The organism is Barnesiella sp. An55 (assembly GCF_002161555.1).
In the GTDB taxonomy this organism is placed as follows: Bacteria; Bacteroidota; Bacteroidia; order Bacteroidales; family Barnesiellaceae; genus Barnesiella; species Barnesiella merdipullorum.
In genome coordinates this window covers 196,461-222,328 of record NZ_NFHZ01000004.1, presented here as the reverse complement: position 1 = coordinate 222,328, position 25,868 = coordinate 196,461, and the positions used below count along the sequence as shown (strand labels likewise).

General features: G+C 48.2%; 18 protein-coding genes. 5 read left to right on the top strand and 13 right to left on the bottom strand.

Annotation, left to right across the window (positions count from 1 at the left end):
• Nucleotides 1–25: 25 nt before the first annotated feature.
• The 3 genes from B5G10_RS04170 to B5G10_RS04160 form a co-directional block, all read right to left on the bottom strand.
• Nucleotides 26–1,189 carry an OmpA family protein gene (locus tag B5G10_RS04170; RefSeq protein ID WP_158098771.1) on the bottom strand — a complete coding sequence of 388 codons (1,164 nt, stop codon included), beginning with the start codon at nucleotides 1,187–1,189 and terminating at the stop codon, nucleotides 26–28.
• 23 nt (nucleotides 1,190–1,212) lie between these two features.
• Complete coding sequence (locus B5G10_RS04165; RefSeq protein WP_087423487.1) at nucleotides 1,213–1,629, bottom strand: hypothetical protein; 417 nt, start codon at nucleotides 1,627–1,629, stop codon at nucleotides 1,213–1,215.
• 450 nt (nucleotides 1,630–2,079) lie between these two features.
• The gene (locus B5G10_RS04160; protein ID WP_087423486.1) at nucleotides 2,080–3,315 is read right to left on the bottom strand and encodes a site-specific integrase; all 1,236 of its coding nucleotides are present in this window, start codon (nucleotides 3,313–3,315) and stop codon (nucleotides 2,080–2,082) included.
• A 268-nt stretch (nucleotides 3,316–3,583) separates the two neighbouring features.
• On the opposite strand from B5G10_RS04160, the gene B5G10_RS04155 reads away from it, so the two are divergent.
• The 5 genes from B5G10_RS04155 to B5G10_RS04135 all read left to right on the top strand — a co-directional run bounded on the left by B5G10_RS04155 (nucleotide 3,584) and on the right by B5G10_RS04135 (nucleotide 7,758).
• Complete coding sequence (locus B5G10_RS04155; protein WP_087423485.1) at nucleotides 3,584–4,894, top strand: Ig-like domain-containing protein; 1,311 nt, start codon at nucleotides 3,584–3,586, stop codon at nucleotides 4,892–4,894.
• A 247-nt stretch (nucleotides 4,895–5,141) separates the two neighbouring features.
• Complete coding sequence (locus B5G10_RS04150; protein ID WP_087423484.1) at nucleotides 5,142–5,822, top strand: flavodoxin; 681 nt, start codon at nucleotides 5,142–5,144, stop codon at nucleotides 5,820–5,822.
• A gap of 215 nt (nucleotides 5,823–6,037) precedes the next feature.
• Nucleotides 6,038–6,706, top strand: coding sequence for a hypothetical protein (locus B5G10_RS04145; protein WP_087423483.1), 669 nt, complete (start codon nucleotides 6,038–6,040; stop codon nucleotides 6,704–6,706).
• 125 nt (nucleotides 6,707–6,831) lie between these two features.
• Nucleotides 6,832–7,131 (top strand): glutaredoxin-related protein, encoded by a 300-nt coding sequence (locus B5G10_RS04140; protein ID WP_087423482.1) that lies wholly within the window; start codon nucleotides 6,832–6,834, stop codon nucleotides 7,129–7,131.
• A 27-nt stretch (nucleotides 7,132–7,158) separates the two neighbouring features.
• Complete coding sequence (locus B5G10_RS04135) at nucleotides 7,159–7,758, top strand: YqiA/YcfP family alpha/beta fold hydrolase (protein WP_087423481.1); 600 nt, start codon at nucleotides 7,159–7,161, stop codon at nucleotides 7,756–7,758.
• An 88-nt stretch (nucleotides 7,759–7,846) separates the two neighbouring features.
• Here the strand turns inward: B5G10_RS04135 and B5G10_RS04130 are convergent, their stop codons facing one another.
• From B5G10_RS04130 to B5G10_RS04080, 10 genes are all read right to left on the bottom strand, one after another.
• Nucleotides 7,847–8,992: a hypothetical protein gene (locus B5G10_RS04130; protein ID WP_143241052.1), complete on the bottom strand. Its 1,146-nt coding sequence runs from the start codon at nucleotides 8,990–8,992 to the stop codon at nucleotides 7,847–7,849.
• 15 nt (nucleotides 8,993–9,007) lie between these two features.
• Nucleotides 9,008–11,212, bottom strand: coding sequence for a S8 family peptidase (locus B5G10_RS04125; protein ID WP_143241051.1), 2,205 nt, complete (start codon nucleotides 11,210–11,212; stop codon nucleotides 9,008–9,010).
• A 19-nt stretch (nucleotides 11,213–11,231) separates the two neighbouring features.
• Nucleotides 11,232–13,427, bottom strand: a complete 2,196-nt coding sequence (locus tag B5G10_RS04120; protein ID WP_143241050.1) for a choice-of-anchor J domain-containing protein — start codon at nucleotides 13,425–13,427, stop codon at nucleotides 11,232–11,234.
• 60 nt (nucleotides 13,428–13,487) lie between these two features.
• On the bottom strand, nucleotides 13,488–17,816 hold the full coding sequence (locus tag B5G10_RS04115) for a choice-of-anchor J domain-containing protein (protein ID WP_087423477.1): 4,329 nt from the start codon (nucleotides 17,814–17,816) through the stop codon (nucleotides 13,488–13,490).
• 826 nt (nucleotides 17,817–18,642) lie between these two features.
• Nucleotides 18,643–19,737 (bottom strand): alcohol dehydrogenase, encoded by a 1,095-nt coding sequence (locus tag B5G10_RS04110; protein ID WP_343285884.1) that lies wholly within the window; start codon nucleotides 19,735–19,737, stop codon nucleotides 18,643–18,645.
• Between the two features lie 224 nt (nucleotides 19,738–19,961).
• A complete protein-coding gene (locus B5G10_RS04105) occupies nucleotides 19,962–20,933 on the bottom strand; it encodes a hypothetical protein (RefSeq protein WP_087423475.1) in 972 nt (323 codons plus the stop codon).
• 2 nt (nucleotides 20,934–20,935) lie between these two features.
• Entirely contained in the window at nucleotides 20,936–21,961 is a 1,026-nt protein-coding gene (locus tag B5G10_RS04100; RefSeq protein ID WP_087423474.1) for a hypothetical protein, read from the bottom strand.
• Nucleotides 21,962–21,963: 2 nt separating this feature from the next.
• A complete protein-coding gene (locus tag B5G10_RS04095) occupies nucleotides 21,964–22,884 on the bottom strand; it encodes a hypothetical protein (RefSeq protein ID WP_087423473.1) in 921 nt (306 codons plus the stop codon).
• Between the two features lie 40 nt (nucleotides 22,885–22,924).
• A complete protein-coding gene (locus tag B5G10_RS04085; protein ID WP_206396546.1) occupies nucleotides 22,925–25,135 on the bottom strand; it encodes a hypothetical protein in 2,211 nt (736 codons plus the stop codon).
• A gap of 15 nt (nucleotides 25,136–25,150) precedes the next feature.
• Nucleotides 25,151–25,855, bottom strand: a complete 705-nt coding sequence (locus tag B5G10_RS04080) for a hypothetical protein (RefSeq protein ID WP_087423472.1) — start codon at nucleotides 25,853–25,855, stop codon at nucleotides 25,151–25,153.
• Nucleotides 25,856–25,868 lie beyond the last annotated feature (13 nt).

Here is a 25,868-nt window from a genome sequence, read left to right as displayed (position 1 = left end):
TCTACAACTTTAGGCTTTTATTATACTAATTCTCACTTATAAACAATTCAACCCTTCTATTTTCAGAGTTAACATTGGATTTTGGATCAGCTTCTCCTTTGCTATCAACAAATATACGATTTGCGGGAATACCACACTCTACCATATATGCCTTAACACTTTCAGCTCTTTTCATGCCTTTCTTTAAATTAATGCTCTTGTATCCAATCTTACAAGTATGCCCAACAACTTTCAATGTTAGATCATCATATTTATTGAGAATCTGAGCAACATTAATTAATACTTTTTTCTGAGATTCAGTTAAATCTGTTTGATCAAAAGCGAATACAGGTACAACAAGATTAGAAATACTTTTTATCGCATCTTTCTTCTCTAATAATTGAGCTTGTTTTTCTCGCTCCAGCTTTTCTTGTTCCTCTTTTTCTCGTAAAATAGAGTCACATCTTTCTTCTTCCTGCACTTGTGCCAATGCAGCATCATCCATTGCTATGACCTCTGTTGATATCTTTTGGAGTTCATCAACATCCTCATTAAACCCATAAGACTTCAATATTGCCGTTTTCTCTTGTTCTGGGATATCAGATTTCTGAACAGCAAGAATATTACCAGCTACTTCTAATGCCAAATTACTATCTGTATAACCTTGTTTTAACAATTGCTCTTTAATACGTAATTTTTCTGACAAATATGCTGCTTTTCGTTTTTTAGCTTCTTGATATGTATCGTAAAACATGTCTGCATAAGCCCTTGTTCTATTATCAAATATTTCCGATTTTTCCTCCTCAGAAGTTGCCTCTTTCATATCCCCTAGATACGTAAGCTGAGCATCGGTCATTATCCTAAACTTTTCTACTAGAGAAGGATTATTCGACGACTCCGAAACCACATCAAAAGCAATATCCTTCACCAAATTTTGTCGTTCATATTTATTATCAGCCTCCACATAGGAGATACCCAAATCTGCATTATCCGTATTCAAGCCCAATGCAGTATATGTATTATTAATCATCTCTCGAGACTGCTCCTCAGTATATCCACTTGCAACACAAGATTCATACAATACAGCACTACCTGCGGCACCCGCCAAATCTTTAAGACCATTTGCAAGACTTTTCCAAAATCCAGCTTGAGCATTAAAACTACCTAATAGGCATAATGCTATCATAATTGTTATAATTCTATTTTTCATAATGTACATTCATTAATTTATAGTTACGGCAAAGAGACACCCTTCAATTTTCCATAAACCTTCGTTATAGAATCAGAAGACACTAAATACATCGCGTCCGACTTATGATAAGCTCCATTATAAATGATATTCTTGTTATCTATTGTTACCGCCTCAATTTTTATCTTTGCTTCGCTCTTTGGGTTTCCAGAAACAGAATATATACCCGTTGCATATTTAAATGGCTCAACAATCATTAAAGTATCCATTCGCACCGAATTATACACATCAATAGTACCAGATGGAAAGAAATATAAACTTGTTGTCATTATTGCTTTTGTCCCATCTTTCTCTACAAGAGATGTATTGTACCAAATAGTCCTATCTAATTTGTAGGAGGTTGCACAGCTCGTTATCAAGCATATGACTCCTATTGCTATTATTATTCGTATTTTATTCATTGTATTTTACCCATACCTTTGGGATTTATTATTGCACCTGGTACGCTATAAATAAAATTTCCAACTGTGATTTTAATAATTGAATCAGATTCTATTAGTTTTTCATAGGCATAATTATTTTAATTCTTATTATTCTTGATTTTGCATTAATCATTCCTCAAGCATACATCTTTCCTGAGTGGATTTACAACAATTTCCTGGCATAAGATAAGATTTAACTATACAGTTATCAAAGTCCCATTTTAATCAACTACTCTTTATAAGAGAGTATGATATAAAGAAATTATTAGAAAAATAGCACGTTATTGATGTCTATCTATGCAGCCTTTTTAAAATTCTGTATAGTAAAAAATTTACTTGACGATTTTTTTTGTTCGGTTTCGACTCATTTATAATATTTTTTTTATATTTGCAGTTGTAATGATTTTCTCTTATAAAGAGAATTTTATTTCATTCTCCAATCACTTCACTATTTTGTATAGATTTAATTACTAACATATTAGCCTTATCTATTATCATATGATCCAATGAAGCTAAGTAAATACGTGTAGTAGTTTCTGAATTATGGCCCATACCTTCACTTATAATTGATAGCGGTATATTTTTACTTTTGGCTATACTTGCCCAAGAATGTCTCGCAACATACATTGTCAAAGATGCCATTAATCCTAATTTTTCTCCTATAATCTTCAAATTACGATTTATATTATGCCCTGCATAAATATATTGTTTCCTATCATTCCCTCTTGACGGCTTAATAATAGGTAATAAATAGACCGAAGATTCTGTTTCAAATTTATACTTATCTACAATGTCTTGCATAGGTTTCTCCCATTTGATAAACAGATGTTGACCAGTCTTACGTCGCCGATAAGAAAGGAGGCCGTTTACAAGATCTTTTTTCCTTAGATATGCCATATCAACCAACGACATACCTCGTGTATAAAATGAAAACATAAACATATCTCTTGCATAATCCAAGTGTTGACTAATCGATAGATCCATCTCATTAATTCTTTTAATTACCTCTACTGAGACAGCTCTTTTCTCTGTCTTACCTACTCCTGTATATACATACTTAAATGGATACTGCTGCTGAATAATTCCCCTCTCTACTGCACGATTATAAACAGCCCTCAAATTACGCATATAGAATGATGAACTATTTGAACTAACACCTATTGCTTTTAAATATGCTTCATATGATAATATCATATTAGGCTCTAACTTATCCAATGACAAATCTTCACCGTCTCTAAAACGACGAAAACTATTTAATGCCGCAGTATAGGTTTCTGATGTTCTTATCCTTCCTAACTTTTTCAATTCATTTATAACCTCCTCCATAAATCCAAAAAAAGAATTTTGTGAAGTTAATAATTTAAAAGATGATATTACTTCAGCCGAACTATACGATTTACCTTGATGATTCAACGAAGCTATGATTTGTTGTAGCTTAGATATATCATACTCTATATTACACTTTATCTTAATTAAATAATTTCTTCTTTCATCATCATATTGTGGTAATATCACCTCATCAGAACTTACACTCCACTCTTTTCTATAAACTCGATATCCCGTTTTTATTTGTCGGACAACCCTATTATGAATCACTTGATAAAATATTGTCCCTTGTTTTCCCTCTACAGTAGAGGCCCGAAATTTGACTTTTACACTTGCCATACACTCAATTTTAGAATATTCTTTATAAATTTATCTCATAAATTTACTATTTACCACAAAGACTAAAACTTATCCGTTTCTCTTTGATTATTCATATAAATAAATCTAAACACTACACATAACTCAGCCGAAGAAATTCTACATCATCAACACGGTAAAACAAATTTTTTTGTTGTCCAAAGATAGATTCACATAGCTTTATCGCTCTTTATTCATGTAAAAACAAACAACCGAAAAGAAACGAATAAGCCTAAAAACAGTTACTCACATGAAACGCTTCTATAGAATATTATGCATCGCTGCAATTATCCTTTTTACCGTAACCGAAACTGCTAATGCTCAAATACTGGACGGCCGATATACATTGACTCAAGGGACCTCTACCACCATAAGACTGGCCGATACCTACATCCGCACCTTGAATAAGGCATCAAGCGTCTCGGCCACCTGGTCCACATCGAGTTCGGAGATATCGATTACCTCGCAAACAAACACACAGGCGACCATCTACGGTGTATCGCCCTCTACCGATGCCCGGTTGAACTATCGCTGCTCCTACTGGATCGACGGGTTCTACCGCACCATGAATTTCTACTACGAGATTACCGTCAAGGCCTCGGTAATTTATGTCACATCGGTACAAATATCGTCATCGCACTTGACCTTGGAGATTGGCGAAACCTATCAACTATCGGCGGCTGTCTATCCGACCAATGCGACGAACCGTAGTCTGAGGTGGGAAAGCGACGAAAGCAACATTGCTTCGGTGAGCAGCAACGGACTGGTGACAGCTCGCAGTGCCGGAGAAACCCAAATCTGGGTCTATTCACGAGATGGCAGCGGGTGGTCTGATTATTGCTCGGTCTTTGTCTTCGACCCCAATCCTGTTGAATCTATCGAACTGTCGGATTCGGAAAAGACTTTGACTCTCGGAGAGAAATTTACCCTGACCGCTACTGTACTCCCGAGCACGGCTTCGAATCACGAGGTCACCTGGTCAACCGACAACCCCAACGTGGCTACCGTAAACAACGGGGTTGTATCGACCGTGGGCTTAGGGTCGTGCAATATCACATGTACATCGGCCAGCGACAGCGATATATCGGCCGTATGCCGATTGACGGTTGTCGAGCCCGAGCCTTGCTGGCTGTCGGTAATCCTGCCCAACGGTTCATTCGCGATAAATGTAACCGATATCGATCCCGTCGAGTTGTCAATTATGCCCGACGAAGGGTATGAAATACACTCCATCACGCTGGATGGCCAACCATTATCGGTCGAGGCCGACGGTACACAACTTACACTCGACAAGCTAATTCACAGTGCCGAACTGAATGTGGTCTTTGTCGATAACCTTGCGACTCACATCGAGTCGGTCGAAAGGGGAAATGAGCCAATCGCGATATCGGTGTCGCACCACGAAGTCTCCATATCGGCTCTGCCCCAAGGCGAAACGGTTTACGTTTACTCTCTCAACGGGACGCTGGTGAAATCAACCCAGGAGAGCCATTTCGTCCTGCCCGACAACGGGGTCTATATCATCCGCATCGGGTCTCGCTCCTACAAATTTGCTATCTAAACATTTACATGTAACCATTACTGTTTCCCAGTGAGTCGGTAGATTCTTTGAAGAATCTACCGACTTTTGTTGTCTGCCACAGGCGCCATGCGTTCTTCAGAATGAGCCGATAAGCAAAACTAATTGGGCTTCTGAATAAACTCTTTCGCTCCATTCTCCCCTATTTTTGTAATTGAAATTCGAGACTTAATATCCATTGGGCTATCTGTCCCGAATCGTTATGTATCACACCCCAATAATTCGACCTATGAAAAGAGTTCTTTTTTATTTTCTATTAGCTTCGCTGACCTGTAGCACCTCGGCCTGCAAGGGTGAAGAGCCTGCTGCAAACAATTCACAAACGGCAAATACCGGCAACGACAGCAACGGCACTACCGACGACAGCGACGACGATGAGGGCGACACCCCTTCCGCTCCATCACGACGCACCTTGATTGTCTATTACAGCTTTACCAACCACACGCACACAATCGTGACCGACCTGCAATCGCAAATCGAGGCCGATGTCATACGGGTAGAACCGGCCGAAAAAGGTATCGACTATGCGGCCAACAACTATGCCATAGGCAGTGACCTCATTGCAGCCATCCGCGAAAATCCCAACGATGCCTCTTCCTACCCGGCTATCGACCCGGTGGAGGTGAATCTCGAGGAGTACGACACGATTATCGTGGGGGCTCCGCTCTGGTGGAGCAATATGGCAGCCCCGTTGCAAACCTTCCTGTTCAACTACGGGCCTCAGATGGCGGGCAAACGCATAGGACTGATTGTATCGAGCGCCAGCAGCGGAATAAGCGGGGTGGAGGCCGATGCCCAACGCCTCATCCCCAATGGGAAATTCTTCTCCTCCAGCCTCTGGATTCGCTCTTCGCAGACGGCCAACTGTCACTCGATGATTGCCGAGTGGCTGACCTCTATCGGGTACTAAACGACCCAGGGGCGAAAGTGGAATGCCGTTTAGCCGAGTCACCCCTGAAAATTTTATTTTTGTTTGCCTCGGCGCTCTCCTTTTCTTATTTTTGCATATGGTACAACGAGCGTGAAACCGGGGGAGATATTTCCCCCGGTTTAGCACTCGACAACAGCACGGTAGCTATTGTCCCAGGCATGGTTACCAAGGAGTATTGGCTAAGGTTCTAAAAAATGGAAAAACAGATTCTGCACTCTTGTTCCGAGCTCATCGACTACATCAATCAGGTGGGCTTCCTGCCCCTGCTGCATATGGGAGTCGAAGGGTGGTCGGCCGAGGAGATGGTCGATGAAGATTGCCAATATACCCAGCTACCCGATGGCGGATGGGAGTGGCCGCTTTGGTCGTGGAAAAGCGCTATTCTGCAAGAAAGTGGTTGTGCCTATGGCAAATTTTTCGACGGCAAGGTAGCATTTATCAGTCGCGAGTGGTGGCCCCACTTCTGTAATTATCGGCGCAGTGTCTATCCCCGGCTCGAGGAGGGGAGCATAGCCGACAGTATTCTCGCTACCCTGAAGAGCGAAGGGAGCCTCATCACCCGTGAGTTGCGTGCGGCATGCGGTTTCACGGGGCCCAAGATGCGCAGCCGGTTCGATGCCTACCTCACCCGCCTCGAGATGGGCAGTTACCTGGTAATCGAAGATTTCATCTATCCCCACGACCGCCACGGGCGGGAATATGGGTGGGGCTGGGCTCTGCTCTCCACCCCCGAGTCGCTCTTCGGCCGGGAGGCCTGTCACCCCCACTGCACTCCGCAAGAGTCGCACGAACGCATGCTCGACCAGTTCAGGAAAATCTTGCCCAACGAGTCGGAGTCGGTATATAACGCTTTGCTCAAGTAATCACCGCTTGCCCCGACTTCAAGCCACCCATTCATTCGCACAGCCTCATTTTTACGGTTCAGCCGCACCGGCATATCTGGTCTATTTATTACCTTTGTCTTTGTAACCAATCGAAACAGACCATTATGATAAAGATATATGGCATGAGCACCTGCCCCGACTGTACCTTTGTCGAGGCTCAGGTCAAAGGCGACAGCCGCTACGAAATCATCGACATCGGGCAACACGTGAAAAACCTCAAAGCCTTTCTGCGGCTTCGCGACACCCACCCCGCTTTCGACGGAGCCAAACGTGTGGGAGCCATAGGTATTCCCTGCTTTGTACTCGACGACGGCACGGTGACACTTGTCGCCGAAGAGGCCGGCCTGCACTCACGCCCCACGGCCGACGGTGCGGCTTGCAACCTCGACGGTAGCGGCTGCTGAAACTACCAACTTTTACCATCATCGACTATGCAAAAGGTTCTCTTTCTACACGGGTTCTTCGCCTCGGGTACCTATGCCACCGCCCAAGCCTTGACACAAGGACTCGCAGGACGAGCACAAGTCATATCGCCCGATCTGCCGCTACATCCTCGTGAAGCGCTCGTCCTCATCGAGCAGGTGTGCCGGCAGGAACATCCTGCGGTCATCGTAGGCAACAGCAATGGCGCCTTCCTGGCCCAGATAGCAGCCTCTCGCCTGGTACTCCCGGCCCTGCTGGGCAATCCCCATTTCGAGATGACCCGCTTCCTCACCCCGCGCCTCGGGCCCCACGAATACAAGGCCCCCCGGGCCGACGACCGCCAGCACTTTGTCATTGACCAACCCCTCATCGACGAATTCGCCAGCCTGCAACAGCACCAGTGGGACTATTGCACCCTTGCGACCCGCGACCGCATTTGGGGCATCTTCGGCGAGAGCGACACCCTGGCCCACTACGAGCCCCTCTTCCTCGAGCACTACACCCACGCCTTCCACTTTCCCGGGGCCCACACCCCTACCCCCGACGAGGTGCTGCGCTACTACGTGCCGCTGGTTGTAAAGTTGCTGGAGTTGAAGAATGAACCATAAGCCTTTTGGCATAACAGTATGGCATAACAACAGAGCGGGGCACCCAATCTTGGGTGCCCCGCTGCCATATCCGGGAAAAAACGATGTATTATCGGTTTCTCAAGTAAACAATCTTGTCGGCTTTGCGAGTGCCGTCGGTATAGACGGTGACTTTGATGACGAGGCTTCCCTCTTGCGGCTCGGCAAGTTTGCGACCATCGATGGCATAGTAGTCGATGTGCGAAACCTCTTTTTCGACATTAGTCATGGAGGGAGCCTCGATAGCCGAGATGTCGGTCTTGGAGACGTCGTAAGTCACGTTTACCGTTTTGACAAACTCGTAGAACTGATTCTCATCGACCATGATGCCGCTCTCGCTATATTCGGCTACCCAAATAGCCATGGGGTCGATGGCGATTTCGCCTTTTTCGAGGTCGATCGAGGCACGCACCTTGCCATAGTTATTGGTTCCGGAATAGGCTACTTTGGTGGGCATATTGGTATCTTCGTCATACTCGCAGCCAGTGAGGATACGGTAATTCCCATCATTGGCCTGCCCGGTGAGAGTATAGCCAAACCACACTTTACCGGCTGTGCGATCGATGGTTCCGCTCAGGTGCACGCCATAGCCATACTGGTCGGCCTGCAAAATGTTGTAAATATCGATGTTATTGCCCGAGATGGTGACGTAGGAAGGACGTGATTCGATATACTCGTCCTGTTCATCGGCTGTTCCTACATATGAGGTATTGTTGGTAGTCCCATTGCAACGAGCAATGCGCGAGCCGCTGGAGAAAACGGACATTTGCATTTCTTCTCCTTGTATGGCCACGAGCATCAAATCGGAATTACACTCCCAAACGTTGTTGCCGATATATTTGTATTCGATGGGGCGCATGATTACCTCTTCGTCCTCGGTATTCCAGGGATAGAGATAAATCAAATAGGATCCACAGTAATCGAACACAGGGGTCCCGGCGGGGATACTTATCTTGCCGGTCGTCTCGCTATACTCGGCTTTGAAATCGAGGCAGTTTCTCATATAAAATCCGCTGAGTGTAATCGAGTCGTTGTCAGCCGGCTCGATGGTGAACGGCTTCATCGACGCGAGGCTTTTCACGCCATTATAGGATTGTGAATTTAAAACGATGAAATCGCCAGCCATTTCACTTAGCGTGGGGATTGTCGTAGTTTCTTGCGCGCAAACCGAAGCTGCGGCAGCCACTGCCGTGGCCAGTAAAAATTGCTTTAACATTGTTTGTTTTCTTATTTATTGAACGATAATCTTTTTGACTATTGAGGGGGTGTTGTCGCCCGAGAGTTGCAGCAGGTATATCCCGGCAGCAGCCTGGTCGAGGGGGAGTGCAAGCTCTTCGCCGGCAGCAACCTTGCCGATGGCACGGGTAGCGACACAGGCGCCTTGCAGGTTATACAGTTGCAAGGCTACCTGACTGTCGTCATAACCGAAGAGCACCCGCACACAGTTGCCATCGTTGACTACCAGATGCGAGCGGTTGTCGGCCAGACTCGGCTCAATGCCGCTTTCGTAACGGATACACTCTTTGATACCTGCATAAGCATCGATTTTACCATAGCCCCAAAGATTGGACCCACCATCGATTGTGCCGGTAAAATCGTCCTGACGGGAGGTTTTCTGCAAAATCTCACGGGCTATCTCGGGAGTCATTTCGGGGAAGGCCTGCAACCAGGTAGCCATTACACCTGTCACAAAGGGCGAGGCCATCGAGGTACCCTGCATATAGCCGAACTCATATTTCTTGTCGTTCCATGTAACGCTGCTGTACTTGATTTTGCTACCCGTGTAGTAGCTCGACAACGAGGAGATAATGTAAGAGCCCGGAGCCGTAATCTCGGGTTTCATGCGACCATCGGGTGTGGGCCCCTGGCTCGAAAACGAAGCGATTGCGTCCTGCGTTTCGCCCGACTTATAGGGTATGCCGTATTGCGTGCTGTGGTCGCGGGTGACGTAGGCCCCTACCGAGATGATGCGTTTGCCGGTACCTCCCAGCTCGTCCATGGACGACTGGTCGTTGCCATCGACAAACCCGGGACGGTCGAAGCTGCTGAGCAAAGTGGTGTACTCATCGGTCCACAGGTTTATCGTTCCCGGGTTCGAAGAGATGATGTAGAATCCGCGGTCGTAGTTGGAGATGGAATAGAAGTCGGGGCTGAGAACGAGGTGGGTTTTCCCGTTGATGGGATTAATTTCGCCCTCGACCGACAGACTACCCCACACGCCGTCGACATTGGTATCGAAATTGTACGTTTTGTTTTCGCACTGGGTAGCGTTGAACCGGGCCGGTTCGTAGGCCTTCTTCACCTTGTTTTCGGCGGGATCGTAGGTAATGGGCACGAAGGTCACCTCCATGCCGGGATCGCACCAGACCTCGACGGTTCCATACTGTCCGTAGGTATAGTTGAAGTCGAAGAAGGTGGCCAGCGTGTCGACCTTGTTTCCTTCGAAGGTTTTGCTGGCGTGGTATTTCGAACCGCCGCTATTGCCGCTCGAGCCTACCAGCAGGCGGCCGCTGCCCTGCAGCTCGTCGGCCAGCTGGTCGAAAGTGGAGGAACCGTCGCGCGGGCCCAAATAGGAGCCCAAGCTCAAATTGACAACACAGGGTTTGCCCTCCGACTCGGCATAGTCGAAAATATATTTTACGCCATCGAGCACAGAGGTATTATCGCCGTTGTACAACTCGGTCGTATTAAGCGATACCAACACAATCTCGGCATCGGGAGCGACGCCATAGAGGCCCTTCCCGTCGGTACTGTCGGCTCCGGCAGCGATACCTGTCACGTGGGTACCATGTGTCGACTCGGTAATGTCGCAGCCCTTGGCAAGAATGTCTTCGGCAGTGGTATATTCACAGCCATAGCCGAACCCTTCGGGAGCCGTGCCCGAGGCGTTCTGATCCCACACCCGCTTGATGCGCAACTCGCTCTTGTCGCGGGAGTAGAAGTTGGGGTGCGTGTAGTCGAAGCCGTTGTCGACAACACCCACTACTACCCCACTGCCCCGGTATTCCTGGGGAAGCGATACGCCGGTTTGTACGTCGTCGACGAGGGCATCCTTGCGGGCCTCGTTGAGTCTCGGCTTGACGGGCGTTCCCATCTCGACATATTTCACTCCCTCGAGAGCGGCTACCTGGTCCAGGGCCTCGAAGGGAATATCGGCCGTGAGTATCTGGCCGATGACCGAGCGCACCTCGACCCCGCAGGGGGTGAGTATGTCGGGGGTATACCCTTCGTTCAGGTAGATGAAGGCCGGGATGACCAGTTGGCCCCGCGTGTTGATTTTCTTCTGGAGCAGAGCATTGCCCTGTTTCCGGCTCTCGGCCAATTTCTCCTTCTGGATACGCTCGACATAATGTCGCGTGTATGGGGACAATTTGGATTGTCCCCATACCGACAGTGACATTATAGCGAGCAGCGTCGCTATAAATAGTTTCTTCATGTTGATCTGCAATTAAGACTTACCGAACAATAATCTTTTGAACCGAGTCATTGCTCTTGACTATATAGATACCGGGATAAAGCGAACGCTCATAAACCGTCTCGGTAAACGAGTCGACAAGCATACCGCCGGCGCTGTAAATTGCAACGGCCCGCCCATCGGGATTGTCCACTCTCACGCTGTTCTTTCCTGTCGTAATCACGAGCTTGCTGTCTTCGCCCTTCACGGTTTCGATACCCGACGGTGCATCGAGACGAATATCGAATACGCGGAGGTACTCATGGAATTTCTCGGAGGTCACGTGGAACGCATAGTAGTAAACGCCATCTTCGTCGACCGTGATAGGTATTTTATATTCGGTTACCGGATTATCTTCGCCGACACTGGGTACCTCGGGAATATCGAGCAGCTGCTTGGTCTGCTCTTCGGGAGTGCGGCCTTTGCCGAATGTTATCTCCATCGACTCGGGATATTCGGCCATCGACGAATAGGCTTTGAACAGCAAGGTATAGTTTACTCCCTTCTTATAATTGATGGGAGGAGCAATCAGCCAGTCATCGGCAGCCTGCGTTTCGTTATAGATATACATGGCAGCGCCGATGCTCTTATCGAAATTCCAGCAGTAGCCGTCACCGTTCGAATCGATCAGCGTATAGTAGCTAAACATATCGTTCGGTTCGGAGAACAGTCCGCCATAAGGAGGATTGAGAGGCAAGCCGAGCACAAGATCTTCGGAGAATGAATAGCCACCGTCTTCGCCCTCATAGGTCGAGACTACGAAATATCTGTAATAATTCATGTCGGCGGGGTGCGTCTCGGTAAAGGTGCACTCTTTAAGATTCTCGGCTACCACGCTATTGGTACCCTGGTAGTAACCGGTTTGTTTAATTACTCTGTAACGAATGTTGTCTTTGTCGATAATAGCACCGTTCACGCCTGTGGTAGGAGCTTCCCAGGTAAGCGTGGTCGTGAGGCCCTCATAAGAGAGTTTTACGTTGGTAGGAGCAGCAGGCAGGTCATAGCCGGCATAGAATGTCCGTTGAATAGTAGGCCCTGATCCCTTTTCGTTCGACAAGGTAATCGATACGGTGTGATTGTCGTTCAGCAAGGCAAGCTCCTCGCTCTTGAATAATGTGCCGGCTTGAGCCGTAGCGTCGACAAGCACCTTGTCGCCCTCGACAACCTTTATCTTCAAGTTGGAGTCGGTGAAGGGGTTGCCTCTATAATCGTTCTCGGGCAACCGGAATTGAATAGAGCCGCTTGCCGACCCCTCTTCGGGGGTTACATATTCAAAATCAGAGATAATGCCCGGTGCTCCGTTGTTGGGTTCTTTGAACCAAGCGCCGCTCACTTGATAGCAACGACTCAAATAAGAGACCATGGTAGCCTCGGCATTCGTGAGGTTCACCTCGAAGATGGGCGAATACTCGCTGTCCAGCGTGTAGCTGTTGCTTTCGAGTATCCAATAGGCCTTGCCCGTAGAGCGGTTGAGGAACATGGCCTGTTCGGTTCCGCTATTAAACAGATAGTCATCCGGGCCGAGCAGGTTCTTGGCGGTAATGTCTCTTACCTTCACGGCCAGGCCATCGGTCTTCCTGATTTTATAGAGGCTCGATACGCCCGAATCGATTACGATACTGTAAAGCATACCGTTGTTTGTCGAGACCAGAGTTTTAAAGCGCAGATTGCGATCAAAGTTGTCGCCTACCCGGGTCATATCGCCGGTCGCGGGATCGATTTCGACCAAATGAGAATCGGTAAAATCGACAACAATACCATAGATTTTGTCGTTGGTGATGTCATAGGCAAGTGATTTGGTGGTACATACGCCATTATCGGGCAGCTCTTTCTCGTAAAGCACCTCATAGGTTTCGGCATCGAGAATGGTCCACACCGGTTTTTGGGTAGACAGGTTGGCCTCGTCGTTGTATACGTTGCAATAGATTTTACCTTCGTGATATACACCGCCACCTGCAATATACCGACTGAACAAGACTCCGTTATCGTCGGGTTTGAACTGTTGGTCATACCCGAACTTGTACATACCCGGAGTCATCTCGTCGATTTGATTGACTGCCGAGAAGGTCACTATACCATACATCTCGACACCCTCCATGGCGATTCGCTGATTATACTCCTGAGCGACGGCCATATTCACACCACCCAAAAGCAATGCGGCCGACCACAGGAAACCTTTAAATAAGTTTTTCTTCATAGTTATATTAGTAAATAAGGCACTGCCCCTTGACAGGAGCAGTGCCATTGTTGATGGGTTTTATTTCTTAATCACTTTCAGCGTGAGAGTATTGCCTTCGCCGGTTACAGCTTTCACGATATAGGCACCGCGATTGAGACCGTTCAAGGCAATCATGCCGTCGGCATTGTCGGCATTCATTACCAACTGGCCTTGCATGTTGAATACCGAAACACTTTCTACATTTTCGGGAACATACAGCATGGCAGTCGATTGAGCATAGTACATGTTGCTGTTTTCAACAAGTTCGTCGATACCCATGCCATCTGCCTCTTCGATTTTGAAATCGTCGATAGCAATGATACCGGCATTTGCCGTAACAGCAGCAAACCTGAAATAGAGGCAGTACTCCATGGTGTAATCCGGAATGTATTTCACCGAGAACTTGGTCCACTCGGTTACCGGCTCGAGAATGGTTTGGATTACCGGCAGCTCGATACCGCTATCTTCTTGCGTATAGGCCACCTCTACTTGGGCGCCGGTGATGTTCTCGCCATTGCCGGGCATATACAAGTAGTAGGAGATTTCGTAGGTCTTACCCGCTTCGAGCGAGAAATAAGGCGTATACAGAAGCTCGTCTCTTGCACCCAAAGTGTACTCGTTGGCGACAACAGCATATTCGCCCGAGTGAGCAGCCACGGTATTTTCGGGCATGGTAGTTACCCGGAAGAGAGCAGAGCTCGAGGTGCGGCAACCCCACTTGTTGGTGAAATTCGTATCGTCGACATCCGTGCGGTTTTCGAAATCCTCTTCATAGGGGAGTTCTACCGGCTCGTCCTTGGTCATCAGGCGGTATACCTTGAAGCTCTTCACCTGAACCTTCGAACCGTTTTCGCTCTCGACATGGATACCGAAATAGTTGCTTTCGTCCTCGGGGAGGAAAGTACCACCGACTTCCATCAAGGCATAGTTGCTCAATATGACATTGTCGAAGCTGTAAATTACCTCGGTCTGATCTTTCACACTCGAACCGTTACCGCGGGTGAAAGTAACATCGGCATATTGGTCGACATCGGTCATAAACTCGCACAATACATAGTACGATTTGCCCGGCTTCAAAGTAAGTTCGGGCGAGATGAGCCACTCGTCTTTGCCGGTGGTTACCATCTGGCCACCCTCGGCAGCCCAAGTCTTGCTGTCGTTGTCATTGTCGACAGCGGTCCAGCCGTTATCGCCCTCGGCAAAGTCGAAGATTTGGATTTGTTCTTTCAGGTAGCCGAAGGTGAAGCTGCTGAGCGAAACCACGGCAGTCGTGGCAGGGCCGGCCTCGGTATCGATGCAAGGCACAAATTTATAAATCTTTTGGCCTGTGAATTTATCAATGTCGGCATAAGTATAGGTAAACGACATGGGGATACCCGTTTCGGAATCGACCGTACTTGCGTCGGGCATGACCACCGTAGGCTCGGCAATGAGTTCGGTGCCGTCATAAATTTGAGTCTTTATGACAGAACCCTTTTGTATCGTTTCGCCGTCGACATCGACAAGGGGGTGATTCCAGCTGAAGATTATGCTTTGATTGGAGCTGATAACCATAGCCCTTGCATTCATGACAGCTGCCGGCTTCACAGGTTCAATCTCAACGATTTGGTCTACGGCAAAATCGTCAATCTTAATATCGACATTGCTGGCACCATCGCTCGTGACTTTGATTACGAAGCAATACTCGGCAGCCTCATCGACGGTAAGGTCGAAGCTCTTTTCTTCCCAACTGGTCATGCCGGTCTGACTATTCACCTCGAGGACGGGCTCGCCCACGATGCTCTCTTGATTTTGATCCGTAGCTTTGTAAATGGCAATAGAATTATTGGCTTTCCCGCTCAACTGGAACATATTGAACTGGAAGCTAACCGTGTAGACATTACCCGGTTCGAACGAGAACTTGGGCGTATAGGCCACCTCTTCCCGTGCCTCGGGAGCATTGCCCTTAACCATCAAGGCATTGGGCCGCGAATAGGCGTTCATATAAATCGTAGCAGCTTGAGAGACATTGCGCACATAGAAACCAAGCTCATCGCTGCTGCGTTCCATTCTCCAACCGGTGGGTATTTCGGTATTTTTGTCGAAATTCTCGAAATAGGGAAGCTCCATCACCGGTGCCTCTTGATACTCTTGAATGTAGCATACGTTTACATTTCTCACACGCATACCGTTTTCTATATTACCGGCTTGGAAACCTATATAATAGGTACCGGCGGTCTCTACACTGAACTGCGGCGTGCTCGTGCTTACGAACCCGTTGTAGTAAATGTTGTTGAGCGACAGAAGCTCGGTATCCATGTTATCAGCGGTTTGAGCATCGCCCAACCATACTTGGAGGTTGCCTGCAAACGCTTCACTTGTAGCTACATCGAATTTAACGACATAACGCTTGCCCGGCTCGAGTTGTACACCCGGAGTAATGGCCCAGTCGTTGTGGTCGCCCGAGCTGGTCGTAGGAATGGTGATAGCCGAGGCCGAATAGTTCCACGTGCCACCGCCGTCCTTATTTTCGATAACCCATTTTGCAAAATCGTCGGCCGTATCCAAAGGTATATCCTGCAACAGAATTGCCTCGCCATTGATATCGTCGAGGTTGATGCTTGCTTCGACAGGCAACGATTCTATGTCGTTAATCGAAGCTACGACACGATACAGAGCCATACCGCCAAATTTGGCAGGAGAATAGGTGTAGGTATCTTTTTCACCGACAGCGCGGTCTTCCAAGGTAGCCACCTTAACACCGTTTTCATAAATCGTGATGTCGAGAGTTTCGATAATAGGAGCTTCGGTGACATCGAACGCGGGGTTGGTCCAGTTCAAGGTTACCGTTTGCTCTTTATGATTGGAAGAAACTCTCAAACCGTCTACCGGTTGGGGCTTGGCTTTCGAGGTTTGCGATACCGAAATCTTATCCAACGAAATGATGCCGTTGGGATTGGCCGTTGTCAGGTTGAAACCTATATACACATTGCCCGACTGGCTGCAAGTCAAACGAATCACTTTGTCTACCGACCCGCTGCCCAAATTGATGCTTTCGGTCGTAAGACTGTTGGTCATGCCTGCGGCCGTAGGAGTAGTACCCCATTTGATAACAACCTCGTCGGCATCGAATGCACCGGCTTGCGAGAGGGTGTAACGAATCACGTAGTCGTTGCCGGCAACTATATTCAAGGCCGGCGTGATGAGCCAGTCGTTGGCTTCGCCTATGGCCATGTTGCCATTATATGCAGGACCGGCATAACCTTCTTCCATGGCCCATTTCACACCATCGGTGTTGCTATCGATGACAGTCCAGCCATTAAGAGGCTCGCTCTCGTCAAACCGGGTCGAATAAATTTCGTTCTCCTCGGGCATCACCTCTACATATTTATCTATGGCAAACGATTGTATCATCAGAGTATTTCCACCCGTAGTCGATGTGTTATGGAACGAGAAATAGTAGTTGCCACTCGATGTCGGGGTAAAGATAATTTCCTCTATGTTTTCTCCTTTCACGTCAAAGTCAAGCTGTTTGATGGGCTGCATTTGAGCCTTATCGGTACCTTGAGTAAGGGTAACGACATCGTAATCCTTGGGAGCATTGTCTATCGCAATATTGGTTGTAATCTTATAAGCTACACCACCCTCGAGAGTTACCTGCGGCGAGAAAAAATCGTCATCGTGCGATCCCATACCGAGCATAACGCCGAAGCCGCTCGATGGAGTCCAAGTCTGGCCGTCATCGTTGTTGTCGGCCGATGTCCAATTTTCAGAATTATTTGTAAAGTCGATGCTGTAAGGCACTTCTACGACAACCTCTTCGGGAGTCTCGCCCGAGTCATCGCCCTCATACAATTTGAACTCAAAAAGGAAACATGAGCTGTTGTACCGCGGGCTCGTGTTGTGAAATGCAAAATAGAAAGTTCCGCTCGAAGGTGCCTCGAACGGAGTTTTTTGGGCTGCGGGATACTGCGAAGTACCATCGAGGGTAATATCGCTCAATTTTACGAACGTGCTCATATCGCTGGCCGAGCTCGCATAACCGATAGAAAGGTTGCTGCCGTTCCCGTTAAATTCCATACAGGCATTGCTCTCAATCGTGTATACCTTACCAGCTTCGAGCGTAAACCCGGGCGACACATAATAGTCGTTACACTCCGACGCATAATCCATCATCATCATGACACTGCCATAATAGGTACCTCCAATATAGGCCCATCGGGCATTATATCCCCAGGTGGTACCCGGCGTGGTACTGTTATCGACCGCCGTCCAGCCTTCCTGGCTATTGCCAAAATTAATCGAATACGGCAACGCGGTCTGCGCTTTACCGACATTTACCCCCGCAAGGAGAATAAATGTAAACACTACAAGTATTAGTTTTCTCATATCAACTGTTATTAAGTTATATTATATTCGCAAGTTATAAAAATTTAAAATAGTGCATATCGAAATATTCATAAAAGCGCTCTACTTTCATGTATATTGCATTTATATGCAAAATAATGTATAATTAATTTACTTTCTCTTTCCTTTTTTATTATAGGGGCATGATTTGCCTCCTTACACACAATCGCCCGAAATTTTCCAATTTCAAAAATGTTTATATTCATCAAATTTGCATGTTTCACATCGAAGAGAATCTACGGTGAAGTTCAAGAATATCTTGAAAAACAACCGACTCTCAACAGGTAACAACAAGCATAGAAACCACCGACCAATATACAACAAAGCTCGCACCATATCCTGCCTGCTGCAGATTACGGCACCAACCATCACATGAGGCAATGTGTAATACACTCCCCCCTATATTTCGTATAGTATCGATGACTTTTTTTAACCACTGCATCTTGTCACCATTTTTTTAGAAATCCATGCAAAGATATAACATTATTACAATAATAAGCTATTTCGGCTACTAATTTTGCAACAGAATCTAAAAAAAGATATTATTCTGCTTCTTCATTTGACTCACAGTCTCATTTTTCAATAAAAAACTTTACAATAAAATGGTATGACAGAATATGCTTCAACGATCAAGCCTCATACAAAAATAACACTTCGCCCCCTCCTGCTCTTCCCGGGTTCATAATGACGAACAGCCTCCAGGATATCCCGAGCTACACATTATTATATATGTCGCATTTGACACCCGTCGCCCCCCCAAACAGGGAATAGGGCTGGGACATCTATCGATATATTCTCCAGACTATCACTATCTATTCTCGATAGCTACTTTGATAACGCCATCGCGACGACTTTCGAACAGACGATAGGCCTCATCGATATCGCTCAAGGCAAAGCGGTGAGTAATGAGTGGGGTGGTATCTATTTTCCCGTCGGCAATAAGGAGCAATATCTCGGCACAGTCACAGCCATCAACTCCGCCGGTCTTGAAGGTGAGGTTCTTGCCATACATGTCGGGTAACGGGAGCACCTGAGGTTTGTCGTAGAGTGCCACCACGGTGACGATTGCGTTGGGTCGCGCGCACTCCCAGGCCAAACGGAAGGTATCGTCGCCACCGGCGACCTCGACTACCACATCGGCGCCTCCATGGTCGCTGTGTGCCTGCACAAAAGGAGCACACTCGTTGGGCCCAGTCACCAGCACCTGCGGGTAATGCTCGCGCACGAAGCGCTGCCGCTCGGGCGACTTTTCACACACGATTACCCGGCGGGGATGCTTCAACAGCACACATAACAAGGTACAGATACCCGTAGGCCCGGCCCCGATGATGAGCACCGTATCGTCGGCCGATACTTCGGAGATGCGTGTAGCCCAGAAACCGGTAGCCAGAATATCGCCTACAAAGAGAGCCTGCTCGTCGCTCACCCCGGTAGGGATAGGAGTAAGACCGCAATCGGCATAAGGCACCCGCACATACTCGGCCTGCCCGCCATCGATACGACAACCCAAGGCCCAACCACCCTGCTGGTCGGTACAATTATTCACGTAACCCTGTTGACAAAAGAAACACTTGCCACAGAAAGTCTCTACATTCACAACCACGCGGTCGCCGGGAGCAACAGTCGTAACCCCCTCGCCCACCTCTTCGACAACACCTACCATCTCGTGGCCAACGGTGATTCCCGGCACGGCCCGCGGCACACTGCCATGCTTGATGTGCAGGTCGCTGGTGCAGATGCTGCCAAGGGTTACCCGCACGATGGCATCGCGCGGGTCGATGAGTTGAGGCCGTGGCTTCTCACGCAGTTCAAATCTACCATGCTCTACATAAGTATAAGCCTTCATAACGAATCTCTCCTTTCCTGTACAAAGATAGCGAAAGGCGAGTGCAGAGACAAACAGAAAACATAGTTTTCAAGTTTGGTTATGCCGAGCCGTATCCTGTCTTCTGAAAAGATAGCGAAAGGTGAGTGCAGAGACAAACGGAAAAACGAAGTTTTCACACCCGACCTATGCTCCTAACAAAAAGGAGCCTGCCCGTTCCACACGAACAGACAGGCTCATCCTATTTCACCTATTATCTTAACAGAGTAGCCATGACCAGCTGCTCTACACGAATACAGAGACTACCCCTCTCTGGTAATTTGAGAGAGATCGAATTTTCCATCCATCTCCTGGATTTCGATCTTCCCGGCCAAAATATCGAAAAAGAAATTGCGAATATTCTCGACCGTGAGCGAAGCGGTTTTTCCATCCTTATCGACACCCAGATCGTAGGTCTTCAACAACTGCGAGCCGAGGCTGGCAGCCGTGAGCAAGAAATGATTCTGGAACTTGTCGGTATCGAGCAGGTCGGCAGCCAAAACTTTACCCACAACCGTGTAGCTGCGCAACGTTTTCTGCATGTCGTCGCCCACCAGTTTACTCGTCACCTCATCGGTTTCGATATCCATCTCGATTTTACCCGAGTTCTCGGACTGAGGCAACCCTTTGTAGAGCGAACCCAAATCGGCCAGGCTCAGGTTGTACATCTTGGTACCGGCAGCGACAATCATCTTCTCGATTGAGAAGGCACTGGGCAACAGCAGATGGATAATACCGGCTACCCGTATCGAAGGGGTGTTGAAGGTGCCCACCACCGAGTCGGTCATATCGATCTCCTGGGTAGCAAACACGCCGCCTATCACTACACAATTCTGCAGCACCACCTCATCGGCATAGATGCTACCGGCCACAAAGGCGTTGTAGAGAGTGACCGACTTGGCATTGATGTCGGAGTAGAAGATAAGTTTGCAATTCGAGGCTCGCGACACGACCGAACTGGCACAGCCCACACTCTTCTTGAACGAGATGGAGCCTTTGGCTTCGGAGTTGACATACAGCTCGTTCTGAGCGAACACGGCACCTTGAATCTCAAGGTCGCCCTGCTGGATTTCGAGCCGATGGGCATATACGGGACCCTCGACCACATTGTTACCTTTGAATATGATATTGCGGTTCAATTCGGCAATCTTCTCGGGCAGGATAGACCCCCTCACCAGATTGTCTTGCAATTGTATATCGGTTTCGTTGAATCTGATTTCTTTAAGCTCTTTCATAACTAAACTACTTGAATGGTATTAATATTGAACAATCGAGAGATGCACGCTCTCACCCGATCATCATGCTCGTTTGAAGCGGCGGTATAATGAGCACTAAGCTCGTTGTTGAAATAGAGTTTGATCTGCTGGGCTTCCTGAGGCGACATGGAGCTCCACGTTTCGCCCCGGAAGGAGTCGATCAGCTCGTTATCGTCCACGCGGCCCAAGACATTCGACTGGTATATCTCCCGGTCTATCTGGTTTCTGCTGTCATTCTTCTCGACAAAGCACACCGGCATGTAATAGACCGCCTCCTGGTTCTCGTGCAGGATGTGGTCGTGCAGAATATGGTCGGTCTGTTTCTGCTTCTCGAGGAAGGTGTGGGCTTTTCGGATGGTATCCAGTGCCCGCTTCTTGGCTATCGATGCACTGATGCGCGCCTCGAGCTGGCTGTTTTCCGAACCGGCCACAGCCACCGTACCTACCAGATCGCTGCCAATGGCCCTGTATGAACTCTCGTCGCAGGTCTCTCTGAAGAGGAATGCCGGTTTGTCCAACTCGTAAACTCGGTTTTCCAACTCGTTGTTGAGATCGTCGAATATCTTCAGATAGCGTTTGGAAATGCGGTTGTAATCTACCTCCATCTGGTGCTGCTTGTCGTTGCAGCGCTTGACCATCTCGTTGAGTTGCAACAACGTGGCATTTATCTTGTTGGTGAGCTCCATGATTTGCTGGCTGATTTCGGACCGCACCGTCTTGAAAAAGCCATCGATAATCGTCTGTCCCACCCTCAACGCATTGTTTCTAATCGAGACTACCTGGGCCCCTTCGGTGGCAACCACAGCCCCGGTGAGCACATTGACCGAGGAGTTGCAATTCTGCACACTCGAATCGAAAGCGTCGGTATCGACCTTGATATTTACGGTTACATCCTCATATTCGGTACCGCTATATGAGACAGTTCCGCCGTTTTGTGATGCCGGGTAACTGACTCGCCCCGAATAGTGGACGGCTATCCGCTTGGTAAAACTTCGGCTGTAACTCATAATTACTGCATTTTAATGGTTTGGAAACTGTGGGACACGAACAGGCTATGAGCCATATCTTTCACCCGTTGCGAAGAGGTGGATGCCGACAGGATTTTACTGAACTCGTTCTTCACCTCATCGTTGATGGCACCCTCTTTCCACTCAAAGGAGAGAGCAGCCTCGTTGACCGCATTCTTGATGCGCTCTTGCGACTTGGGCGACAACCCGGCCTGGGTAATGAATATATCGACCCGCTTGTTGCCATACTTGTCGAGATTCGACTCGCTGATGAGAACGGGTATCACCAGGTGCTGCTCGGGCACGTCGGTCTGCTCGGGCAGCAGAATCTGGTCGGTGAGTTGCTTCTGGGTATTCATGTCAGCCAGGAACTTCGTCATCGAGTCGATAACTCGCAAGCCCCGATATTTCATGTTCGAAGCCAATATCTTCTGGCTTATGCTCAACGACTCGCACTGCGAAACCGGCACTGTGGCCGTCAACAGTTTCGTGCGGTTGAAGCAGGTGTTTACCTCCTTGACCGAGAACTCGATGGTGGGTTTGTCCAGTTCATAGACCCGCTGCTGCAACGATTTGTTCAACCCGTTGAAGAGCTTGATATACCGTTGCGAAATCATACCGTAGTCGCGTTCCATGCGGCCTTTGATCGACAACAGTTGCTTGCGCAGCTGGTTCAACTTCATCAGGTGCGAATCGACCTCGCTTTGCAACTTGGCTATCTTTTGCGATATCTGCGAATGTATCAATGTATAGAAACCGCGGTTCACATTGTCACACACGTGATCGGCAGCCTCCTCTTCGGCTTGAATCACAGCTGCCCGCATACCTACTACGGCAGCTGTCGTCCCCTTTATATGGGTGGATACCGATTGCATCTCTTTTGCCATCGGGTGGGTATCCACCACGCAATCTATATATGCCATAATTCTAAATTTTATTATTGCGTTTATAGAAATCTATCTCTCAACGATTGCTCTTCGAATCGGGTTCGTCATCTTCCTCGTCTTCGTCGTCATCATCGGAGTCATCGTCTTCCTCCTCATCCTCGTCGAAGTCGTCATCTTCATCATCGGAGTCATCATCGTCCTCCTCTTCGTCATCGTCGGAATCGTCTTCATCCTCATCGTCGTCGGAGTCCTCTTCATCTTCTTCCTCTTCGTCCGAAGCGTTATCTTCCTCCTCGTCCACCTCGAAGAAGGGGGATTTTTCTTGCTCGTCATCGTCCTCGGCAGGAGCTTCAGAATTTTCGGCATCGGAGGTTTCTTCTTTCTGAGCCAGAGGTTCGCCGGTCATCGGGTCAAACTCGGCTTCCGGCTCCTCGTCGGGTTGGGGTGCGGCCGACATCTTGTCCAACTCTTCCAAAGCGTTCTTGGCAATTGCCGGCAGGTTGAGCGAGATGTGCTCGAAGGTGATCTCTTCGACACTGGGTTTGGGCGGCAGTTCCGAATTTTTGGCAAACAGGGGATTCACGCTGGCCAACGACTTGCGACGGTCTTCGAGGTCGTGTATTTCGCTGGCAGCCACAGCCACCTCGTTGGAATAGCCATCGCGCAACTTGGCATCGTAGTACTCGATGTGTCCAAAGCGCTCGGCCTTGCTGTCGATATCGTCTTTGAGGCGATCCATATATTCCTCGAAATTCGACTGGGCTTTCTGGAACTCCTGCGACTGCATTTCAAAGGCAGCCAGGGTTTCGGCCGAGTTATCGACCACATCGACTACGGTCGAGTCGAGTTCGCCATTCGACTGTACCATGCTGTCTTCGGTACGTTGCAGCGAAACGAGGGTGTTGTAGGCGGCCACATACTCGCGCAAGCTCTCTTGCATGAGGTTGATGAGGTCGGCACTCTCGGCCCGGTTGGCCCGATAGAAGGCATCGGTATCCTGGTGCCACTTGTTCAGGTAGCTTATCTTCTGGTCCTTGATGTGGTTGTAAATCTTCAGACGCTCGATGCGGTTCTCGTTCATGAGGTTCTGTACGACGGGAGCCACAATCTCTTCATAAATCTGGTGCACGCCAAACGGCATCATGGTGGTGTTGCCATCTTCCGAAGTCCACATGCCGGTTACCAGGTTGTAACGCACGCGTGAGCTCTGGCGCAACTTGAAGGGTTCGTAGTTCTGCACATCCTCGCTGTAATCGAATTTCTCGTTGCGGATGCGCTCTATCTCTTCATACTCGAGCACGGGCGAGTAGTGGTTGTAGGGCGACTTCAGGATGTTGAACAGGATCTTGTTGGAGTCGAACACCACCTTATCGACCGAGGCTACCTTCAGAGCCGAGATGGCTTGTACCGAACTGGCCATGGTGACCATGAGCGACTTAAGCACATCTTCGAACTGCTGGGTCTTGGTCGAGAGCGAATCTTTCAGGCGGTTCAGTTCCTGGAACTTCTCGATGCTGCCGGTATATCGGCTCTTGTCGAACACCGATATGACGGGTGCCCCCTCGGGCATTTCGCGGGTGGCATAGTCGTTCAAGAAATGGAGGTAGTCGCTGTTCTCGGCGACCAAAGGCAACGATACCGAGGTCGTATCGAGATCGTCCATACAATAAGAGATGGTGCGCAACGAACGCTCCAGTCCACCCAGGTAGTCATACTGGTTGAGCTCTTGTATCGAGGTCGAGTATTCGTCGGTTTCGATGGTTTCGGCATCGTCCGATTTCTCGACGATAGGAGCTTCGTTCGAGAGCGACTCGAGCTGCCCGATGGTGTCGATGAGCAGGTCGTTGCGACGCGACATCTGCAGGGTGATTTTCGAGTCGGCTACGTTGCCGGTATAATCGACAATGAAGCTCTTGTCTTCATACTTGATTTGGTCGGCCACGGGCACATAGGCGATGCCCAGTTTCGACACCTTGTAGTCCCTGAAGATGTTTTCGTGCTGACGTTTGAACTCGGCAATGCGTGCATCGATTTCATCGATATTCTTTTGCAAAGCGTTCTTTTTAATGAAATAGACAAAGAACAAAATAATGGTGAGAAACCACACCCACAGTCCCGCGATGTCTTTCTCCAGCATCTGTTTATTCTCTTCCAGAACTTTGATTTCTTTCTCGATACGTTCCTCTTCTCGAACGATCTTCTCAGCAGCTTGCTGATAGTAATTGAATAAAATCTTGGCCTGGTCCTGATAAACATTACCAGAATCTGAGAAAATTTTACCTTTCATATCTACACTTGTTTTTTAATTAGAATATACCCCTTTACGATTTTGATAAATGCGCTCGGCCCTGCGGAGGGCGGCTTCTATTTTTTCCTGATTCATCGAGAATTGAGGTGCCGCAATGTTTATATCGTTTATCACCTCTACAAATTGATCTTCCAAAGCCGAGGCTTCGGGATTGTTGGAGGGCGACAAGTAGCGCAGGCCCTCTTCCAGATTGTTTATTCGGTCCCCGTAAATTGCCATTAATTGAGGGCAATCGATTGCGGTGTCTTTCAACTGCATCATGGCTCGCTTCATATCATTGACTCCTTGCCGGTGCGAACTCTCCTGACTGTGAATTTCCACGACTTTGTCTGAAGCATGAAACATCGCCACAAAGCCCAGGAGCAACAAGAACAGCAGGCCAATGTGCAGCATCAGCTGGACGGTAAACGACAGGTTCACTTTCCAATTGCCTACAATCATGACAGCGAGTGCCAAAATCACATAGAGGCCCGTAATAAACCACCTGATTCCCATCGACCCTACTTGCCGTTGGGCCTTGTCCTTCCAGTTGATCCACGGCACCAGCATATCGACAAACATCACGCCGTACAGGATGGATGCCATTACCAGGTTCAAGGTAAAGATATCGGTGGGTGCATTGCCCCGCCATAGAAAAAACGCAGCAATGATAATCGCCTCTCCCGCCAGGAGAGCCACCCATGACAAAATTGTTTTCATGTGTATAGAATTA

Bases quoted from the DNA above. Each gene is read 5' to 3' on its own strand.
- B5G10_RS04170 (WP_158098771.1), bottom strand. From the start codon at position 1,189: ATGAAAAATAGAATTATAACAATTATGATAGCATTATGCCTATTAGGT.
- B5G10_RS04165 (WP_087423487.1), bottom strand. From the start codon at position 1,629: ATGAATAAAATACGAATAATAATAGCAATAGGAGTCATATGCTTGATA.
- B5G10_RS04160 (WP_087423486.1), bottom strand. From the start codon at position 3,315: ATGGCAAGTGTAAAAGTCAAATTTCGGGCCTCTACTGTAGAGGGAAAA.
- B5G10_RS04155 (WP_087423485.1), top strand. From the start codon at position 3,584: ATGAAACGCTTCTATAGAATATTATGCATCGCTGCAATTATCCTTTTT.
- B5G10_RS04150 (WP_087423484.1), top strand. From the start codon at position 5,142: ATGAAAAGAGTTCTTTTTTATTTTCTATTAGCTTCGCTGACCTGTAGC.
- B5G10_RS04145 (WP_087423483.1), top strand. From the start codon at position 6,038: ATGGAAAAACAGATTCTGCACTCTTGTTCCGAGCTCATCGACTACATC.
- B5G10_RS04140 (WP_087423482.1), top strand. From the start codon at position 6,832: ATGATAAAGATATATGGCATGAGCACCTGCCCCGACTGTACCTTTGTC.
- B5G10_RS04135 (WP_087423481.1), top strand. From the start codon at position 7,159: ATGCAAAAGGTTCTCTTTCTACACGGGTTCTTCGCCTCGGGTACCTAT.
- B5G10_RS04130 (WP_143241052.1), bottom strand. From the start codon at position 8,992: ATGTTAAAGCAATTTTTACTGGCCACGGCAGTGGCTGCCGCAGCTTCG.
- B5G10_RS04125 (WP_143241051.1), bottom strand. From the start codon at position 11,212: ATGAAGAAACTATTTATAGCGACGCTGCTCGCTATAATGTCACTGTCG.
- B5G10_RS04120 (WP_143241050.1), bottom strand. From the start codon at position 13,427: ATGAAGAAAAACTTATTTAAAGGTTTCCTGTGGTCGGCCGCATTGCTT.
- B5G10_RS04115 (WP_087423477.1), bottom strand. From the start codon at position 17,816: ATGAGAAAACTAATACTTGTAGTGTTTACATTTATTCTCCTTGCGGGG.
- B5G10_RS04105 (WP_087423475.1), bottom strand. From the start codon at position 20,933: ATGAAAGAGCTTAAAGAAATCAGATTCAACGAAACCGATATACAATTG.
- B5G10_RS04100 (WP_087423474.1), bottom strand. From the start codon at position 21,961: ATGAGTTACAGCCGAAGTTTTACCAAGCGGATAGCCGTCCACTATTCG.
- B5G10_RS04095 (WP_087423473.1), bottom strand. From the start codon at position 22,884: ATGGCATATATAGATTGCGTGGTGGATACCCACCCGATGGCAAAAGAG.
- B5G10_RS04085 (WP_206396546.1), bottom strand. From the start codon at position 25,135: ATGAAAGGTAAAATTTTCTCAGATTCTGGTAATGTTTATCAGGACCAG.
- B5G10_RS04080 (WP_087423472.1), bottom strand. From the start codon at position 25,855: ATGAAAACAATTTTGTCATGGGTGGCTCTCCTGGCGGGAGAGGCGATT.